Raw genomic sequence first — 19,034 nt, 5'->3', positions numbered from 1 at the left:
CGCGAAGTACCCATGATCGCCAAGACCCCCCTGTTCGCCCTCCTGCTCACCGCGCCGCTGGCGCTGCTCGCGCGTGCCGACAACGCCGCCGTGCCGCCGGCCGTGCAGGCCACCCCGGCACCGGCGCAGGAGGCGCCGCCGGCGACCCTGCGCACGCCCGCCGAGCCGCGGCGGAACAAAACCGCGGTCGAGCTGCCGACCGGCCCCACCGAGTACCAGGCCACCGCCGCCAAGCTGGTCTACGGCCTGCTGTCGGACAGCCGCTACGCCTACCGGCCGCAGGCGCTGGACGACACGCTGTCGGCGGACATGTACAAGCGCTACCTGGAGGCGCTCGACGGCGGCAAGCAGTTCTTCACCGCGGCCGACATCGCCCGCTTCGACCGCTACGAGACCCTGCTCGACGACGCGATCAAGAGCGGCGAGCTGGAACCGGCCTACGCGATCTTCGCGACCTACCGCCAGCGCGTCGACGAGCGGGTCGACTACGCCCGCGACCTGCTGAAGCAGGACATCTTCGACTTCACCGGCGACGACCGCTTCCACTACGACCGCGAGGACGCGCAGTGGGCGGCCGACACCGCCGCGCTCGACCAGCTGTGGAAGCAGTCGGTGCGCAACGACTGGCTGCGCCTGAAGCTGGCCGGCAAGGAGGCCGACAGCATCCGCGAGACGCTCGACAAGCGCTACGCCAACCTCGCCGAGAACGTCTCCGAGCTGGAAGGCCAGGACGTGTTCCAGACCTTCCTCAACAGCTACGCAGGTGCGATCGACCCGCACACCGACTACTTCACCCCGCGTTCGGCGGAGAACTTCAACCTGTCGATGTCGCTGTCGCTGGAGGGCATCGGCGCGGTGCTGCAGAAGCAGGACGACGTGGTCGCGATCCGCGAGATCGTCGCCGGCGGCCCGGCCGACAGGACCGGCATCCTCGCCCCGGGCGACCGCATCACCGCGGTCGGCCAGGGCGACAGCGGGCCGATGGTCGACGTGATCGGCTGGCGGCTCGACAACGTGGTCGAGAAGATCCGCGGGCCGAAGGGCTCGCAGGTGCGGCTGGACATGATCCCGGCCGAGGCCGGCCTCGACAGCAAGCCGGTGCGCGTGGTGATCACCCGCGACGAGGTGCGGCTGGAGGACCAGGCCGCCAAGGCCGAGGTGCTGACGATCCCGGGCCAGGGCGACGCGCCCGACCAGCGGATCGGCGTGATCGAGCTGCCGGGTTTCTACCAGGACTTCGAGGGCCGCCGCCTCAACCGCGAGGACTACGCGTCGGCGACCCGTGACGTGGGCAAGCTGCTGCGCGGGCTCAAGGCCGACAACGTCGACGGCGTCGTGCTCGACCTGCGCAACAACGGCGGCGGCTCGCTGACCGAGGCGATCGAGCTGACCGGCCTGTTCATCGACCAGGGCCCGGTGGTGCAGGTGCGCGAGTCCGGCGGCCGGGTCAGTGTCGAGGGCGACCGCGACAGTGGCGTGGCCTGGGACGGCCCGCTGGCGGTGCTGGTCAACCGTGGCTCGGCCTCGGCCTCGGAGATCTTCGCCGGCGCGATCCAGGACTACGGCCGCGGCCTCGTCATCGGCGAGACCACCTTCGGCAAGGGCACGGTGCAGAACCTGGTCGACCTCGACCGCTGGCCGGCCAACGAGGAGGAGCGCTTCGGCCAGGTCAAGCTGACCATCGCCCAGTTCTTCCGCGTCAGCGGCGGCTCGACCCAGAACAAGGGCGTGGTGCCGGACATCACCTTCCCGGCCTCGGTCGACGCCACCGAGTACGGCGAGAGCACCTACGACAACGCGCTGCCGTGGTCCAGGATCGCCGAGGTGCCGCACATCCGCTACGGCAACTTCGCGCCGTTGCTGCCGCGGCTGGAGGCCCTGCACGCCGAACGCGTCGCCGACAACCGCGAGTTCCAGTGGTGGAAGGAGGACGTCGAGCGCTACCGCAAGGAAGCCGCGGAGACCTCGGTGTCGCTCAACGAGGCCGAGCGCCGCGCCGAGCGCGACGCCAACGAGGCGCGCCGGCAGCAGCGGCAGGAGATCCGCGAGGAACTCGGCCTTGCGCTCGACCCGCTGGCCGCCGCCCAGCTCGACGACGGCCTGACCGCCAACGAGCGCGACATCGCACTGGACACCGCCCGCGAGAAGGCCGCCGAGGACCGCCCCGACCCGCTGCTGCGCGAGTCCGCCGCGATCCTCGCCGACGCGGTCTGGCTGCTGAGCAACGACGCCCAGCTGTCGTCGGCGGTGCTGCCGGCGTCGGCCAGCGCGGGGCACTGGGCGGACTGAGTCCGCGACTGCTTCAACGGAAAACGGGCGCTTCGGGCGCCCGTTTTCTTCAGGGCTTTCTGTAGGAGCGACGTAAGTCGCGACCCACTGACCTGCCGATTGGCTGCGCGGTCGCGACTCACGTCGCTCCTACATGGGGCCCCGGGTCGCGCGGTAGCGGGCGACAGCCCTATCGAACGAACCGCGACGGATGCCGTGGACGGACGGCCCGGGGCGATGCGCGGAGGCCCGCGGCGTGGATGCCCCGCGCCTTGGCCACCGCTACGCAGCGCGCAGCGCCGTCGTCACCGGCAGCCGGGCCGCCCGCAGCGCCGGGAACAGCCCGCCGACCAGGCCGATGCCGAGCGCCCACTTCAGTCCGCTCCACAGCAGCTCCGGCGAGACCCGGAACGAGAACACCACCTGGCTGAAGTTGTTGCCCAGCGTCGACACCGTGTAGCCATTGAACACCAGCCACGCCAGCGCGGCGCCGAGCACGCCGCCCAGCAGCGCCAGCAGCATCGTCTCCAGCATCACCGCCACCACCACCGGCAGGCCGCGGAAGCCGATCGCGCGCATCGTCGCGATCTCGCGGGCGCGGCCGGCGACCGCCGCGTACATCGTGTTGAGTGCGCCAAACACCGCGCCGATCGCCATGATCGCGCCGATCACCGTGCCGAGCACCGTGATCAGCCTGGTCAGGTTTTCGGACTGTTTGGAGTAGTAGCTGCTGGTGGTCTCGACATCGAGCTTGAGCCGCGGGTCGGCCGCCAGCGCCGCCTTGAGCTGCTGCATGCCGTCCGCGTCCAGCCGCGCGGTGATCGACTGGAACGCCGGCCGGTTGTAGGTGCTGGCGACGATCTCGGCGTCCGCCCACAGTTCCGACTCGTGCGAGTCGCCGCTCTCGAAGCGGCCGACCACGGTCCACTGCTGGTTGCCGATCTCGATCGTGCTGCCGACGTCCAGCCCGCGGAACTGCTCGCTCGCGCCGTCGCCGACGATCAGCTCGCGCAGGCCGGGCTCGAACCGCCGCCCCTCGACCACCTCGACCTGCGGCCGCACTTCCCACGCCTTCGGCCCGACCCCGCGCAGCTGCGCGTTGACCTCGGTGCCGTCGGCCTTGCCGATCAGCGTCACCACCTGCGACAGCTCCGGCGACAGCAGCGGGCGGCCGTCCCCGCCGCGGGCGATGCCGGGCAGCGCCGACACCAGCGGCACCTGGTCACGGGTGATCACCGAGTTGGTTTCCGCCTGCGAGCCGCCGCGCAGCATGATCGCGCTGTCGTCGCTGCCGGTCCGGTTGAGCGTTTCGGCGAAGCCTTCGCCCATCGCCAGCATCGCCACCAGCACGCCGACCACGCCGGCGATGCCGACGATGATCACCGACGACGCGCCCCAGCGCTGCGGCAGGCTGGCGATGCCGACGCGGGTCGCGGCCAGTGCCAGCCGGCCGGCGCGGGTCAGCAGCAGCCACAGCGCCACCAGCGCCGCGACCGCCAGCACGCCCCACCACGGCAGCGCGATCCACGCCGCAAGTCCGGCGGCGAGCGCGAGCACCACGCCGATGTTGCCCAGCCAGCGCCGGCCCCGGTTTGCGTTGCCGAATCCCACGATCAGAGCGATCGCGTGTGCAATGCCGGCGAACACGCGAAGCAGCGGATTACGCGAAGGTGTTTTGCTGTCCATTCGATTTTCCTCAGCGTCCGGCCAGTGCATCGACGATGTTGAGCCGCATCGCGCGCAGCGCCGGCAGCGCGCCGACCACCAGTCCGATCGCGAGCATCAGCGCCAGTCCGACCGCCCAGGTCTGGCCCTGCACGGTCGGCAGTTGCACCAGGCCGCCGCTGGCCGCGCTGACCGCGCTGACCGCCGGCATCAGCGCCGCGGCGATCGCCAGCCCGAGCAGGCCGCCGAGCACCACCAGCAGCACCGATTCGGCCAGCACCAGCATCAGCACGCTGCGGCTGGTGAAGCCGATGGTCTTGAGCACCGCCAGCTCCGGGATGCGCTCGCGCACCGCCTGCGCCATCGTGTTGCCGGTCAGCAGCAGCAGGGTGAAGAACACCGCGCCCATGATCGCGCTGACGATCAGGCCGATGTCGGCGAACTGCTTGATGAAGGCCTGGTTGAACGCCTGCTCGGTCTGGGTCCGGGTCTCGTGGTCGGAGTTGGCCGAGATCGCGTCGATCGCCTGCGCCACCTGCGAGGCCTGGTCGATGTCGGCCAGCTTGACCATGTACCAGCCGATCTCGTCGCTGATGTAGTCGTTGGCCTCGTTGAAGTAGTCCCAGTGGAACATCAGCTGGTTCTCCTCGCCGCGGCGCTTGTCGTCCTCCAGCTCGAAGATGCCGCGCAGGGTGAAACTCCAGTCGTTGCTGCCGTCCTTGGGGAAGATCGTCGCCTGCAGCGGGATGGTGTCGCCGACCTTCCAGCCGTGGCGCTGCGCCAGCGCGGCGCCGACGATCGCGCCGGTGCGGTCGGCCTTGAACGCCTCCAGCTGTTCGGCCGGGATCCGGTACTCCGGGTACAGCGAGAAGTAGTCCGGACCGACCGCGAAATTCGGGAAGAAGTTCTTCGGGTCGCGGTAGATGCCGCCGAACCAGTTGGCGTAGACCACCTTCTCCACGCCCGGCACCGCGGCGATCTGCGCGGTCAGCCGCGAAGGCAGGGTCTGGGTGATCGACAGGCGCGAGGCGACCACAAGCCGGTCGGCGCCGGCCACGCTGCCGCCGGCGTTGAAGGCGACGCGGACCGAGTCGAGCATGCCGAACAGCAGGAACGCGGCGACCACCGACAGCAGGGTCAGCAGGGTGCGGGTCTTGCTGCGGAACAGCGCGGCCCAGATCAGGTGCAGGTATTTCATGTCCCGGCTCCTTGGATGGCGCGCGCGTCAGTGCGCGGCGGCCAGCTCGCTCTCGACCAGCGTGCCCTTGTCGAGGTGGATGGTGCGGCGGGCGTGGTCGGCGGCCTTGGGGTCGTGGGTGACCATCACGATGGTCTTGCCGTGGTCGCGGTTGAGCGACTGCAGCAGCGCCAGGATCTCCTCGGCCGACTGGCGGTCGAGGTCGCCGGTGGGCTCGTCGCAGATCAGCAGGGTCGGGTCGGACACGATCGCGCGGGCGATCGCGACGCGCTGCTGCTGGCCGCCGGACAGCTCGTTGGGCCGGTGCCGGCCGCGCTCCTCCAGCCCGACCAGCTTCAGCGCGATCTCGGCGTTGCGCCTGCGCTGCGCGGCCGACAGTCGGGTCAGCAGCAGCGGCAGTTCGACGTTCTTCTGCGCGTTGAGGGTCGGCATCAGGTTGTAGAACTGGAACACGAAGCCGACGTGGTCGCTGCGCCAGTTCGACAGCTGGCCCGCGCTCATGGTGTCGATGCGCTGGCCGTTGATCTCGATCTCGCCGCCGCTGGGCGAATCGAGGCCGCCGATCAGGTTGAGCAGGGTGGTCTTGCCCGAGCCCGACGGCCCCATCAGCGCGACGAAATCGCCCTCGGGGATCTCCAGGTCGATGCCGTGCAGCACTTCGACCGTCTCCGGGCCGCGCTGGTAGCTCTTGGTGAGGTTGCGGATCGAGACCAGTGACATGGCGGCGTCCTTGATGGGAATGGGTTGCACGTCGCCGGCGCGGTGCCGGCGGTGGATGGGTCAGTCTTCGTCCGGCGCCTGCGCGATGCGCACCCGCGCGCCGTCCCCGAGCGTTTCGGGCGGATCGAGCACGACCCGCTCGCCGCCGGCCAGGCCGGCGGTGACCTCGCGGTCGTCGCCGAGGCTGCGGCCGACTTCGATACTGCGCAGCTCGACCGTGCCTCCGGCGTCGCCGGCATCGACCACGGCGAACGCGACCGGCTGGCCGTCGCGCTGGACGATCGCCGCGGCCGGCACCAGCACGCCGCGCGGCTTGTCTTCGTCCGAGGCCGGCTGCGGCGCCTCCAGGAAGCTCACGCGCACGCCCATGTCGGGCACGATGCGCGCGTCCTTCTCGTGCAGCGCGATGCGCACTTTGACCGTGGCCTTGCCGCGGTCGGCGGTGGGGATGATCGCGATGACCGAACCGGGGATCTGCCAGTCCGGGTAGGCGTTGAGCGTGGCTTCGACCGGCATCTCCGGTTTGACCCGGCCGATGTAGGCCTCGCCGACGTCGACCTCGACTTCCAGCGAGTCCATGTCGACGATCGTGCCGATGCCGGTGCGGGTGAAGCCGCCGCCGGCCGACAGCGGCGAGATCATCTCGCCGGGCTGCGCGGCCTTGGCGATCACCACGCCGGCGAACGGCGCGCGCACCACGGTGTTGTCGACGTTGTTGTCGGCGATGGCGAGCTGGTCGGCGGCGACCTCGACGTTGCGGCGCGCGGTCAGCAACTGGGCGCGCAGCGCGTCGCGCTCGGCCACGGCCTGGTCGTACTGCGCCTGCGAGACGAGCTGCTGGCCGACCAGGCCGCCGAGCCGGCTGGCGTTGGCGTCGGCTTCGCGGAAGCGCGCCTGGGCGCCGGCCACCTGGCTGCGCGCGGCGGCCAGCTGCGCGGCGGCCAGCTCGCGGCCGGCCTGCGCGTCGACCGGGTCGAGCGTGGCCATGACCTCGCCGGCCTCGACCCGCTGGCCTTCCTCGATCAGCACCTCGCGGACCTTGCCGGTGACCTTGGCCGAGACCGTCGCCATCCGCCGTGCGACCACGTAGCCGGTGGCATCGAGCACCGACGCGCTGGCGCCGCCGTTGCCGCCGATCGCCACCACCGGTGCGGTGCGCACCTCCGGCGCGTCGCCGCCGGCCAGCAGCGCCCAGCCGGCCGCGCCGAGCAGCAGCACCGCTACCACGGCCCCGCCGGCGATCCACCACGTGCGTCGTGACGGCTGCGGCGCCGGCGCGCGGCGGTCGATCTTGAGTTCCTTCAACAGGTCGGCCGAATCGCTCATGTGCATCCCTGACGTCACCAGTCCCCGAGTGTGACCGGCCCGGAAGGCCGGTCCAAGGTGCCAGAGGTCAGTTCCCGCTCGGGGACAATCGATGCCCCGCGTGGGCCAATCGGCACCGCCGCACTCATCCGGCGGCGGTCGCGATCACCGCCTGCAGCGCCTGCAGGTGGCGGTCCAGCGCCTTGCGGCCGGCGGAGGTGAGCGTGTACCAGGTGACCGGCTTGCGCTCGACGAAGTCGCGCCGCAGCGCGATGCAGCCGGCATCCTCGAGCTTGCGCAGCTGCGCGCCGAGGTTGCCGTCGGTCAGTTCCAGCTGCTGCTTGAAGCGGGCGAAGCTGATCTCGCCGTGGCGTGCCAGCAGCACCGCGATGGCCAGCCGTGCACGATGCTCGAACACCGGATCGAGGCCGTCGAGCGCTTTCATGCGTGGGCGGCCGGCGGCTGCTGGCGGCGGGTCGCGACGCCCGCCCACAGCAGCGACAGCCCGATCGCCAGCCCGGTAATGGTCCAGGTATACGGCGGCGCGAACACCGACAGCACCACGTACGCGGCCAGCATCAGCAGCCCGCTCCACAGCATCGGCCGCTCCAGGTGGATGCCGGCCAACGCGTAGACCAGCCCGCCGACCAGCAGGAAGTTGCCGGCCATCGTCTCCATCGGAGCGCCGCGCAACACCGGCAGCCAGCACACCAGGAAGCCGACGCCGCCGACCAGCCAGTGCAGGCCGAAGCGGCGGCCGAGGTCGCGGTCGATCGTGCCGCAGCGGCGCTCCTCGCGCACCGCCAGCCACCAGCTGGCCAGCCCGCCGCCGATGCCGGCGACCAGCCAGTACGGCCCGGCCCATGCGGGGCGGAAGTCGGGCAGGGCGAAGCCGATCGCGACCAGCAGCGCCCACATGAAGTAGATCGAGGGCACCCCGGCGGTACGGTCGTTGCGGCGGACCGCGCGGGCGACGTAGTCGAGGTCGGAGCTGAGTTTGTCTGCGGGTGTCATGGTGGCTCTCCGTGATCGGTCGATTACAAAGCACTCTGAAAAACAGAGTTGTCAATCACCGAAGTGGATCCGCGATTAGCGGAAGGCGGTTCCATGGCTTTCGCAGGGCGGGTTCAGGGGGGCGGGTTGCTTGCGGACCACGCATCTAGGCGCGGCCCGCGTGCCCGCTCAGCGCCCGGCGCGCGCCCGCAGCATCGCGAACGCCGCGCGAAGGCCCTGCGCCTCGCCGCCGGCGGGGCGGCCGGGGCGGTCGGTGTCGTTCCAGCTGTAGACGTCCAGGTGCGCCCACTTCTGCCCGGCGGGGACGAAGCGTTCGAGGTACAGCGCGGCGGTGACGCTGCCGGCCATCCGGCTCGGCCCGCCGTTGGCGATGTCGGCGATGCCGCTGCTCAGGTAGCGCCAGTACGGGCGCCACAGCGGCATCCGCCACAGCGGGTCGCGCTGCTGCAGGCCGGCCTGCAGCCAGTCGCCGGCCACGCCTTCCTCGTTGCTGTACAGCGCCGGCAGGTCGGGGCCGAGCGCGATGCGGGCGGCGCCGGTCAGGGTGGCGAAGTCGAGCAGCAGCTCCGGCGACTGCTCGGCCGCGAACGCCAGCGCGTCGCACAGCACCAGGCGGCCCTCGGCATCGGTGTTGTCGATCTCGACGCTGACGCCGGCGCGGGTGTCGATCACCTCGCCGGGGCGGAACGCGTTGGGGCCGACCGCGTTCTCCACCGCCGGCACCAGCAGGGTGATGCGCAGCGGCAGCTTGCGCGCCATCACCCATTCGGCCAGCGCGATCGCGTGCGCGGCGCCGCCCATGTCCTTCTTCATGTTGCGCATGCCGTCGGCGGGCTTGAGGTCGAGCCCACCGGTGTCGAAGCACACGCCCTTGCCGACCAGCGCGACGTGCGGGTGCGATTCGTCACCCCAGCGCAGCGCGATCAGCCGCGGCGCGCGGTGGCTGGCGCGGCCGACCGCGTGGATCGCCGGGAAGTTGCGGGCCAGCAGGTCGTCGCCGCTGACGACTTCGATCCTGGCGCCATGGCGCTCGGCGATCTCGCAGGCGACCTGCTCCAGCTGGTCCGGGCCCATGTGTTCGGTCGGGGTGTTGACCAGGTCGCGCACGCGCGTGCAGGCGGCGAGCGCGTCGATCACTTCGGCGGCGTTGTCGACTTCGAGCAGCGCCGGTTGCCGCGGCGGCTGGCGGTAGCGGCTGAAGCGGTACGCGCCTAGGCCCCAGCCCAGCCGGAGCGCGGCCAGGGTGTCGGCGTCGTGTTCGCCGGCGGGGCGGAACGTGCATGGCGGCAGCGCCAGCGGCGCGTGGCCGTAGCTGTACGGGTCGAGCCGGTCGCCGACGCCGATCACCGCGCCGGATGCGCCGCCGTCGCCGGGCAGCAGCAGCGCGGTCGCCGGGGCGCCGTCGAAACCCTGCGCGTCGAGCCAGGCACCGATCGCGTCGGGCTGGGCCGCGCGCCAGTCGGCAAGGCCGGCGCGGTCCACCACGTGCAGCGGCAGGACGGTGGCATCGGTGGCGGGTGCGGCAAATCCGGCGGGAAGGTTCATGCGGACATCGACTCCGGTTGGGGGTTCGCGTCGAGCCAGTCGGCCAGCGCGGCAAGGGTGGTGAATTCGAGGTCGGGCGGCGGCATCGTGCGTGGCCAGCGCGCGCCCCCGCGGTTGATCCAGGCGGTGCGCAGGCCGGCGCGCTGGGCGCCTTCGACGTCGGTGCGGATGTCGTCGCCGACGTGCAGCACCTCGCCGGGGGCGAAGCCCAGCCGGGCGCAGGCGGCGTGGAAGATGCCGGCGTCGGGCTTGGCCGCGCCGTGCTCGCGCGCGCCGAGCTGGAAGCGGAACAGGTGCATCAGGCCGATCGTGCGCAGGCAGGCGTTGCCGTTGCTGAGGGCGGCCAGCGGTACGCGCGCGGCCAGCCGTTCCAGCGCCGGCACGCTGTCGTCGTAATGCTCGACCTCGCAGCGGGCGGCGAAGTAGGCGTCGTAGGCCGCCTGCACCAGCGCGGTGTCCTCGCCGGCGTCGGCCAGCATCCGCTCGATCATCCAGCGGCGCTGCCCGGTCATGTCGTGGGCGAGGTGCGGGCGCTCCTCGTCGCACCGGGCGCGCAGCCGGCGCCGGGCGTCCGGCGGCCAGCGGGTGGCCGCGCGCGGGGCGTGCCGGCGCAGCCAGTCGTCCAGTGCATCCTCGGCACGGACGATCGCCGGCGCGATCGGCCACAGGGTGTCGTCGAGGTCGAGCGTGATGGCGCGTACGGGGAAATGCACCGGGCCATTCTACGCCCGCGCCCCGGGCCGGACCGCCCCGGCCCGGCGCTATTCCAGCAGCCGCGCCCAGCCTTCCATGCCCTCGATCCGGGCGAGGACGATCTTGACGCAGACCAGCAGCGGCACTGCCAGCAGCAGGCCGGTGATCCCCCACAGCCAGCCGAACAGCATCAGCGCGAGGATCAGCACCAGCGGCGACAGCCGCATCTGCCGGCCGAGCACGATCGGGGTGATGATCTGCCCCTCCAGCGTGTGCAGGCCGAGGTAGATGCCGGCCGGCAGCAGCGACTTCCACGGGTCGTCGAAGGCGACGAAGCCCATCAGCAGCATGATGACGATGCCGATCATCGGCCCGACGTACGGCGCGTAGTTCAGCACCGCCGCCATCGTGCCCCACAGCAGCGCCTCGGCCAGCGGCACCTCCAGCAGGTACAGGATGCCGGCCAGCGCCATGCCGACGGTGAAGTTGATCACGCTGATGGTCAGCACGTAGCGCGAGATCTCGCGCTCGATCGAGTTGAGGATGTCGACCGTCACCCGTTTCTGCTGGCGCGTCGGCAGCAGGGCGAGCGCGTTGCGCTGCAGGTTCTCGCCGAACACCATGAAGAAGAACGTCAGCAGCACCACCGCCAGCACCGCGGCGATCATCCGCGGAGTGGCGGTGAGGGTCTTGAACGGCTCGTTGGCCTCGGTGCGCACCACCTGCACCGGCTGGGCGTCGCCGGACTCGGTGGCGCGTGCGATGTCGGCGGCGGCCTCGTTGGCGGCCTGCACCGGCTTGGTCATCGCGCGCAGCCTGGGGGCGAACTCGCGAAGCTCGCGCGGGACCTGCCGGGCCCATTCGGCGGCCGGCTCGATCAGCTGGTTGGCCAGCAGTCCGGTGCCGGCAACGCCGCCCATCAGCACCAGCAGCGCGCCCAGCGCCCGCGGGATCAGCAGTCGCTGCAGCGCGCGGATGATCGGGTTGCCGATCAGCGCGAAGAACACCGCCAGCAGGATCGGCAGGATCACCGCCTGCGCCGCCCACAGGGTGTAGCCGACCGCGAGCACCGCCAGCACGATCAATGCGGTTGAAGCGCGCGGGCGTAGGGGCGACAGCGGTGGTTCGTCGTCCGGCAGGGACGGGGGCGGCGGGACGTCCGGGTCCGGGCGGTCGCCGGCCGGCTCGTCGGCGGTGGTGTTCACGGGTCGACCGCTTCGGCGTTGACCTGGCGCGCGGCCTCGGCTTCGCGCAACAGGCGCTCGTGGGCGAGCCGCTCGCGTGCCGCGGCGGTCCCGGCGACGCTGGCCGCGGCGCCCACCGTGGCACCCGGCGCGACCGCCTCGGCCACGCCTTCGGTCGCGTCGGCGGCGTGCTCGGCCTCCGACGCGGCCTGCTGCGCGCTGGTGCTGGCGAACACCGTGCCCAGCATCGACACGATCCGCACCACGCTGCCGCTGCGCGCGGCGGTGCGGAACGGCTCGGCGCGGCCGGCGAGGAAGCCGCTGACCAGCCCGGCCAGCACGATCCGGCCCGGCGTCCACATCGACTTCCAGGAGCTGCGCAGCTGGCGCAGGTCGGCGCCGACGCGGCGCTCGTGCGCCTCCATCGCGTTCTCGGCCTGGGTGACCTTGGCGATGAGTTTGTTGAAGCTCATGGCAACGGCTTCCCCCGGTGCATGCGTGCGTTGCGGCGTTGGTGGCGTGCGGCGGCGGGCCTCACGGCGGGGTGACGTCGATCCCCTGGTCGTCCTTCAGCGGCTTGCCGTTGGACGCTTCGGTCGGGTGCCCGCGGGTGGCCTCGCGGGTCGAGGCCGGCGAGTCGGGATCGGGGACGAAGTCGGCCAGTTCGCCGATGCCCAGCCGCGCCAGCTGGCGCCGGGTGGCCTGCAGCCGGGTGTGGTCGAAATAGCGCATCGCCTGCCAGCAGGCGACGCCGGCGACCACCAGGCTCAGCAGCGCCGGCAGCAGCAGCGCGACCAGCCACGACACCTGCGCCGCGCCGCGCAGATACACCACCAGCGCGGTCATCAGCAGCAGCCACGCCGATGCACCCGCGGCGATGGCGACGCCGCTGAGCGCCAGCGTGCGGCCCATCGCGCTGCGCGCCAGCGAGACGTCGGCCACCACCAGGGTGCGGAACGCCTTGGCGGTGTCGACCGAGGCGCCGAGGCTGGCGCGGCCGGTGGCGCCGATCTGCCGCAGTGCTTCGAGCAGGTCGTCGGACGGTGCTTCGGATGCGCCCGCACCCGTGCCGGCGCGGGGTCGGCCGGCGTCGGCGTCGGCGTCGTGCGGTGGCGCGTGCTCCCGGCCGGTGGGCATCGGGTCGCTCAGCGGTTGTTGCTGCTGCCGAGCTTGGAAATGATCCAGCCGGCGGCGAAGGCGGCGCCGAACGCGGCGATCGGGCGCTCGCGGATCAGTTCGGCGGCGCTGTCGATCAGGTCGCGGCCCTTCTCCATCAGTTCGTCGGCCTGCTCGCGCGCGGCGAGGCCGGCCTGTTCGGCGGCGGTGAGGCCGGCGATGGCACTGTCGGCCAGGTCGGACTTGACGTGGGCCTTGCCGAGACGGAGTTCGTCACCAGCGGCGCCGGCCGCGCCCTTGACCGCATCGCCGGCGTCGCGGGCGGCGCGCTTGAGGTGGTCGCCGGCCTCGCCGAGGCTGCCGCGCAGGGTGGCGCCGGGCTGGCCGTTGGAGGACGTGGTGGTGGTGGCGTCGGTCGGGCTCATCGGAATCTCCTCGCGGTGGGGGTGCGCCGTCACTGCATCGGCAGCACTCCCTGCCGATTGCCCCGGACGACGTTCAGGATCAACTGTGCGGGAGCCTGTGTGAAGCCCGCGCGGAAGCCGGCGAGGTCGTCGAACGCACCGGCGCTGGTGGCCACCACCACGTCGCCTTCGCGCAGACCGTTGCGGGCGGCGCGGCTGCCGCGCGCGACCGATTCCACCAGCACGCCGCGTGCGCCGGACTGGCGCAGGCGCTCGGGAAGCTCGGCGAAGGTGGCGCCGGTCAGGCGCTCGTCGAGCTGGGCGCCGGCGTGGCTGCGCGGCTGCTCGCGGACCTCGGTGGCGACCTGCAGCGCGTCGCCGTCGCGGCGGATGTCGAGCGTGACCCTGCTGCCGACCGGCTGCAGCCCCTCGAAGTTGTGCAGGTCGGCCGGGCTGTCGATCCGCTCGCCGTCGGCGGCGATGATCACATCGCCCGGGCGCAGGCCCGCGGCCGCGGCGGCCGAGCCGGCCAGCACCCGCGTTACCAGCGCACCGCGCTCGACTCCCAGCGCCAGCCCGTCGGCGATGCGCGGCGTCACCGCCTGGGTGTCCAGCCCCAACGTGCCGCGGCGGACCTCGCCGGTGGCAACCAGCTGGCTCATCACGTTGCGCGCCAGGTTGGCCGGGATCGCGAAGCCGAGGCCGATGTTGCCGGCCATCGACCCGCGCGGGTTGAAGCTGGCGGTGTTGATGCCGACCAGTTGGCCGTCGAGGTTGACCAGCGCGCCGCCGGAGTTGCCCGGGTTGATCGACGCGTCGGTCTGGATGAAGTTCTGGTAGCCCAGCCCGCGCAGGCCGCTGCGGCCGACCGCCGAGACGATGCCGCTGGTGACGGTCTGGCCGATCCCGAACGGGTTGCCGACCGCGACCACGAAGTCGCCGACCCGCAGCGCGCCCGAGTCGGCCAGCGGGATCTCGGACAGCCCGTCGGCGGGGATCTTCATCACCGCGACGTCGGTGTCGGGGTCGGAGCCGACGAACTCGGCCGACATCGTGCGGCCGTCGGCCAGCGTCACCGAGACCTCGTCGGCGCCCTCGATCACGTGGTGGTTGGTCAGCACCAGCCCGCGCTGCGCGTCGACGATCACGCCGGAACCGAGCGACTGCTCGATCCGCTCCTGCGGCACGTTCGGGAACATCCGCCGGAAGATCGGGTCGTTGGCGAACGGGTTGTTGATCCGCACCCGCTGCCTGGTGTGCACGCTGACCACCGCCGGGGTGACCCGCTCCAGCATCGGCGCCAGCGACGGCAACGGCTGGCCGGCGACGGCGGCCGGCAGCTGGGCGAGGGTGGGCGCAATCGCCGGCGACGGCGGCGTCGCCTGCGCCGGCTGCTGCAGCACGTGGTGCAGGGCGGTCGCGGTGAAGCCGCCGAACGCGGCGGCCAGGGCCAGCGCGGCGAGGATCCGGAGCGGGGTCGATCGGGTGGTCGGCATGCGGGGTCCGTGGACGAACGTGGGGCGGGCCGGCCGCTGGGCGGTCCCGGCGCCGGCCGAGTGTGGCCGACCCCCATTTAATCGCGGATGAAGTGGCGGCGTCGCGATGCCGCCTTTGAGGCATCCGCGGGCTGCAAGAACGCAGTTGGCGCGGCGATCCGGACACCGCCGCGCGGCTGTCGCCTACACGCTCGCCGACGCGTCCGATAGCGTTGACTTCGTCCGGACCCACGGGTAGCTTGGGCCACCTGCTCGCACACAACATGTTGTGGTCGGCGAAGCGGAAAAATCCCAAGCGTAGGGGTTTGTCTTGGGAGGCTGAACGCCCGGTGCCACGCATGATGCGGGCTTCCGGGGACGGACGGAGCAGGCCCTTGGCACCCCACGCCGGTAACCCGGAAACCAGACGATGACGTGATGCGCAGCGGTGCGTCGCGCGCGCCATCGTCGGCGTCACAACCAGAACGCAAACCAGCGCCGCGACCCCATGCGCGGCCATCACGAGGAGACAGGACGGGCATGAGTACGGTGCGCCTCGAGGCGGTGAAGATGGACACGTCGACCCAGGACATCCCGATGCAGCCGGCGTCCCAGGACATCTGGGACAAGAAGTACCGGCTCACGACCAAGAGCGGCGAGCCGGTCGACGGCGACATCGACGCGACCTACCGCCGCGTGGCCAAGGCCCTGGCCGAGGCCGAGCCGACCGCCGACAAGCAGCAGTACTGGCAGGAGCGCTTCACCTGGGCGCTGCGCAAGGGCGCGATCCCGGCCGGCCGCATCACCTCCAACGCCGGCGCGCTGGAGCACAAGCCGGCCACGTCGACGATCAACTGCACCGTGTCGGGCACCATCGAGGACTCGATGGACGGCATCCTCGAGAAGGTCCACGAGGCCGGCCTCACGCTCAAGGCCGGCTGCGGCATCGGCTACGAGTTCAGCACCCTGCGTCCGCGCGGCGCGTTCGTCGCCGGCGCCGGCGCGTACACCTCCGGCCCGATGTCCTTCATGGATATCTACGACAAGATGTGCTTCACCGTGTCCTCCGCCGGCGGCCGCCGCGGCGCGCAGATGGGCACCTTCGACGTGTCGCACCCGGACGTGAAGGACTTCATCCGGGCCAAGCGCGAGGATGGCCGCCTGCGCCAATTCAACCTGTCGCTGCTGATCACCGACGGCTTCATGGACGCGGTCGCCGACGATGCCGACTGGCCGCTGGTGTTCCCGGTCAACATCAAGGAAAAGGACGACGTCGACCTCGAGGACGCGTCGCAGGTCGTGTGGCGCGAGTGGCCGACCCACCGCAACTACATCGTCCGCGACGACGGCCTGGTCGCCTGCAGGATCTACGGCCACATCCGCGCCCGCCACCTGTGGGACATGATCATGGTCTCGACGTACGACTACGCCGAGCCGGGCTTCATCCTGATCGACCGCGTCAACGAGATGAACAACAACTGGTGGTGCGAGAACATCCGCGCGACCAACCCCTGCGGCGAGCAGCCCCTGCCGGCCTACGGCGCCTGCCTGCTCGGCTCGGTCAACCTGACCAAGTTCGTGCGCAACCCGTTCACCGACAAGGCCGAGTTCGACTGGGACGAGTACCGCGAGGTCGTGCGCGTGTTCACCCGCATGCTCGACAACGTGGTCGAGGTCAACGGTTTGCCGCTGGAGCAGCAGCGCAACGAGATCATGCGCAAGCGCCGCCACGGCATGGGCTTCCTCGGCCTGGGCAGCACCGTGACCATGCTGCGCATGAAGTACGGCAGCGAGGAATCCTGCGAGTTCACCGAGCGCATCGCCCGCGAGATGGCCGTCGCCGGCTGGGAGATGGGCCTGGAGCTGGCCAGGGAGAAGGGCCCGGCGCCGATCATGACCGAGACCTTCGAGGTCGATGCCGAGATGCTGCGCAAGCGCCCGGAGATGGTGAAGGACGGCTGGAAGATCGGAAAGAAGATCGAAGGCAAGGTGCTGCACGCCCGCTACTCGCGCTACATGCAGCGCGTGGCCGAGGTCGCCCCGGAGCTGGTCGCCGCACTGGCCGAAACCGGCGCCCGCTTCACCCACCACAGCTCGATCGCGCCGACCGGCACCATCTCGCTGAGCCTGGCCAACAACGCCTCCAACGGCATCGAGCCGAGCTTCGCCCACCACTACAGCCGCAACGTGATCCGCGAGGGCAAGAAGTCGAAGGAGAAGGTCGACGTCTTCTCGTTCGAGCTGTTGGCCTACCGCGCGCTGGTCAACCCGAAGGCGATGCCGTTCTCCGACGAGCCGGACGAGAAGCTGCCCGGGTACTTCATCGCCGCCGACGACGTGACCCCGAAGCAGCACGTGGACGTCCAGGCCGCCGCGCAGAAGTGGGTCGACAGCTCGATCTCCAAAACCGCGAACGTCCCGACCGACTACCCGTACGAGGACTTCAAGGACATCTACACCTACGCCCACTCGAAGGGGCTGAAGGGCTGCACCACCTTCCGCTTCAACCCGGCCGCCTTCCAGGGCGTGCTGGTCAAGGAGGCGGACCTCGAGAACACCACCTACCGCTTCGAGCTCGAGGACGGCCAGGTGGTGGAGGTCAAGGGCAACGAACAGATCGAATACGACGGCGAGATGCACAGCGCCGCCAACCTGTTCGACGCCCTCAAGGAGGGGTACTACGGCAAGTTCTGACGGGCCCGGCTTCACTGTTTCGTGCGCGCGCCGCAGGTATAGGATCGGCGTGGTAACACCAGGGTTTTACCGAGAGGTTTCACCGCGTTACCCGCAAGCCAATACAACGCCCGCGAGGAGGGCACATGAGCAACGGTAATGGAGTGACGGCCACGCTTTCGCAGGCCGCCGACAGCGTCAAGGAAACCGCCGGCACCATCGGCAGCACCATCGCGAGCACCGCCGGCGACGCCGTCGCCACGGTGCGTACCAGCGCCACCCGCGTCCGCAAGGCCGCGGGCAAGTCGGTCGGCAACGCCAAGAAGAAGCTGGCCCGCGTCAGCGCCAATGCCCGCCGCGAGGCCGGCAAGCTGGAAAGCAGCGGCGTCGGCAAGCGCGCCACGAAGAAGGCGGCCACGAAGAAGGTTGCGGGCAAGAAGGCCGCGACAAAGAAGGCCACGGCGAAGAAGGCCACCAAGGCTGCCAGCAGGAAGACGACCGCGAAGAAGGCGACAGCGAAGAAGACCTCCGCCCGCAAGACGGCCGCGAAGAAGGCTGCCGTCCGCAAGGCACCCGTGAAAAAGGTTGCAGCAAAGAAGACCGCGACCAAGAAGACCGCGTCGAAGAAAACCGCAACCAGGAAGGTCGCAACAAAGAAGAGCGCGACCAGGAAGACCGCCACGAAGAAGGCCGCGACCAGGGCCCCCGCGAAGAAGGCCAGCGCCCGCAAGGCACCGGCAAAGAAGGCGGCGCCCCGCAAGGCGCCGGCGAAAAAGGCCACCGCCGGCAAGACCGCGGCCCGCAAGCGCACCACCCGCAGCACGTAAGCCGCGTCCCGTCCCCTCCCCCGCGCGGGGGAGGGGTGGACGGGACGCTTTGACCGAACAGGCAACACCGCACCAGGAGCTGGCCGATGGCCGTCAAGATCGACAAGAAAATCAAGGGCTACAGCGTCGTCACCGCAGAGGACAAGGCCAAGGCCGCGCCGCCGGCCAAGGATGTCGCGGAGGCCCCGCAGCCCGGCGCCAAGGTCATCCAGATGCACGAGAAGATCGAGCGTCCGGAAACCCTCGTCGGCTCCACCTACAAGCTCAAGACGCCGCTGTTCGAGCACGCCCTGTACGTCACGATCAACGACATCGTCCTCAACGCCGGCAGCGAGCACGAGCACCGCCGCCCGTTCGAGATCTTCATCAACTCCAAGAACATGGACCACTTCCAGTGGATCGTGGCGCTGACCCGCATCATGTCCGCGGTGTTCCGCAAGGGCGGCGACGTGACTTTCCTGGTCGAGGAGATGAAGGCCGTGTTCGACCCGCGCGGTGGCTACTTCAAGGCCGGTGGCGTCTACATGCCGTCGCTGGTGGCCGAGCTGGGCAGCATCGTCGAGGACCACCTCAAGGCGATCGGGATGATCCACGACCCCGAGCTGAGCGACGCCCAGCGTGCCCTGATCGCCGAGAAGCGCGCCGCCTACAACGCGCTCGAGTCAAAAAAAAACTCTGACGAATCCGTAACCACCGCGCGCGACGAGCACAGCGGCGAGCTGTTCCCCGAGCCGCGCGTGAGCGCCCCGCGCCGCGACGAGGACGTCGCCGTGACCGGAGACGGCGGCACCGCCTTCCCGCCCAGTGCGACCATGTGCCACAAGTGCAGCACCAAGGCCGTGGTGATCATGGACGGCTGCGCGACGTGCCTGAACTGCGGATACAGCAAGTGCGGTTGATGCGCTGACATCGTCCGTGTTCACGACAAAGGGCCCCCGCGGGGCCCT

17 protein-coding genes are annotated in these 19,034 nt (G+C 70.8%); 4 read left to right on the top strand and 13 right to left on the bottom strand.

The window, feature by feature from the left end; all coding sequences use genetic code 11:
• Positions 1-147: 147 nt before the first annotated feature.
• Positions 148-2,289: a carboxy terminal-processing peptidase gene (locus N799_RS08735; protein WP_425476980.1), complete on the top strand. Its 2,142-nt coding sequence runs from the start codon at positions 148-150 to the stop codon at positions 2,287-2,289.
• A 261-nt stretch (positions 2,290-2,550) separates the two neighbouring features.
• Here the strand turns inward: N799_RS08735 and N799_RS08730 are convergent, their stop codons facing one another.
• The 13 genes from N799_RS08730 to N799_RS08670 all read right to left on the bottom strand — a co-directional run bounded on the left by N799_RS08730 (position 2,551) and on the right by N799_RS08670 (position 14,608).
• Positions 2,551-3,954: an ABC transporter permease gene (locus N799_RS08730; protein ID WP_081974856.1), complete on the bottom strand. Its 1,404-nt coding sequence runs from the start codon at positions 3,952-3,954 to the stop codon at positions 2,551-2,553.
• 10 nt (positions 3,955-3,964) lie between these two features.
• The gene (locus N799_RS08725; RefSeq protein ID WP_036210937.1) at positions 3,965-5,131 is read right to left on the bottom strand and encodes an ABC transporter permease; all 1,167 of its coding nucleotides are present in this window, start codon (positions 5,129-5,131) and stop codon (positions 3,965-3,967) included.
• Between the two features lie 27 nt (positions 5,132-5,158).
• The gene (locus N799_RS08720; RefSeq protein ID WP_036210934.1) at positions 5,159-5,851 is read right to left on the bottom strand and encodes an ABC transporter ATP-binding protein; all 693 of its coding nucleotides are present in this window, start codon (positions 5,849-5,851) and stop codon (positions 5,159-5,161) included.
• A 60-nt stretch (positions 5,852-5,911) separates the two neighbouring features.
• Positions 5,912-7,177 (bottom strand): efflux RND transporter periplasmic adaptor subunit, encoded by a 1,266-nt coding sequence (locus N799_RS08715; RefSeq protein WP_036210931.1) that lies wholly within the window; start codon positions 7,175-7,177, stop codon positions 5,912-5,914.
• A gap of 124 nt (positions 7,178-7,301) precedes the next feature.
• Positions 7,302-7,601 (bottom strand): transcriptional regulator, encoded by a 300-nt coding sequence (locus N799_RS15645; protein ID WP_036210928.1) that lies wholly within the window; start codon positions 7,599-7,601, stop codon positions 7,302-7,304.
• Complete coding sequence (locus tag N799_RS15640; RefSeq protein ID WP_036210926.1) at positions 7,598-8,170, bottom strand: hypothetical protein; 573 nt, start codon at positions 8,168-8,170, stop codon at positions 7,598-7,600. Before N799_RS15640 ends, N799_RS15645 begins: the two co-directional genes overlap by 4 nt.
• Positions 8,171-8,338: 168 nt before the next feature.
• Positions 8,339-9,715, bottom strand: a complete 1,377-nt coding sequence (locus N799_RS08700; protein WP_036210922.1) for a leucyl aminopeptidase family protein — start codon at positions 9,713-9,715, stop codon at positions 8,339-8,341.
• Entirely contained in the window at positions 9,712-10,428 is a 717-nt protein-coding gene (locus tag N799_RS08695) for an HAD family hydrolase (protein WP_036210919.1), read from the bottom strand. Before N799_RS08695 ends, N799_RS08700 begins: the two co-directional genes overlap by 4 nt.
• 48 nt (positions 10,429-10,476) lie before the next feature.
• A complete protein-coding gene (locus N799_RS08690) occupies positions 10,477-11,613 on the bottom strand; it encodes an AI-2E family transporter (protein ID WP_052101390.1) in 1,137 nt (378 codons plus the stop codon).
• Complete coding sequence (locus tag N799_RS14415; RefSeq protein ID WP_052101389.1) at positions 11,610-12,065, bottom strand: hypothetical protein; 456 nt, start codon at positions 12,063-12,065, stop codon at positions 11,610-11,612. The genes N799_RS08690 and N799_RS14415 overlap by 4 nt, the downstream gene beginning before the upstream one ends.
• A gap of 61 nt (positions 12,066-12,126) precedes the next feature.
• Positions 12,127-12,729 (bottom strand): phage holin family protein, encoded by a 603-nt coding sequence (locus N799_RS08680; protein ID WP_238978862.1) that lies wholly within the window; start codon positions 12,727-12,729, stop codon positions 12,127-12,129.
• An 8-nt stretch (positions 12,730-12,737) separates the two neighbouring features.
• Positions 12,738-13,133, bottom strand: a complete 396-nt coding sequence (locus N799_RS08675; protein ID WP_052101388.1) for a hypothetical protein — start codon at positions 13,131-13,133, stop codon at positions 12,738-12,740.
• A 29-nt stretch (positions 13,134-13,162) separates the two neighbouring features.
• A complete protein-coding gene (locus N799_RS08670; protein WP_036210916.1) occupies positions 13,163-14,608 on the bottom strand; it encodes a Do family serine endopeptidase in 1,446 nt (481 codons plus the stop codon).
• 519 nt (positions 14,609-15,127) lie between these two features.
• Here N799_RS08670 and N799_RS08665 point away from each other — a divergent pair.
• The 3 genes from N799_RS08665 to N799_RS08655 all read left to right on the top strand — a co-directional run bounded on the left by N799_RS08665 (position 15,128) and on the right by N799_RS08655 (position 18,986).
• Positions 15,128-17,281 (top strand): adenosylcobalamin-dependent ribonucleoside-diphosphate reductase, encoded by a 2,154-nt coding sequence (locus N799_RS08665; RefSeq protein ID WP_036210913.1) that lies wholly within the window; start codon positions 15,128-15,130, stop codon positions 17,279-17,281.
• A gap of 125 nt (positions 17,282-17,406) precedes the next feature.
• Positions 17,407-18,087 carry a histone H1-like repetitive region-containing protein gene (locus tag N799_RS14720; protein ID WP_081974854.1) on the top strand — a complete coding sequence of 227 codons (681 nt, stop codon included), beginning with the start codon at positions 17,407-17,409 and terminating at the stop codon, positions 18,085-18,087.
• 86 nt (positions 18,088-18,173) lie between these two features.
• Positions 18,174-18,986, top strand: a complete 813-nt coding sequence (locus tag N799_RS08655) for a TSCPD domain-containing protein (protein WP_036210910.1) — start codon at positions 18,174-18,176, stop codon at positions 18,984-18,986.
• Positions 18,987-19,034: the final 48 nt, after the last annotated feature.

Origin of the sequence: Lysobacter arseniciresistens ZS79, assembly GCF_000768335.1 — a bacterium.
Lineage (GTDB): Bacteria > Pseudomonadota > Gammaproteobacteria > Xanthomonadales > Xanthomonadaceae > Novilysobacter > Novilysobacter arseniciresistens.
This window is presented reverse-complemented; position numbering and strand designations above follow the sequence as displayed.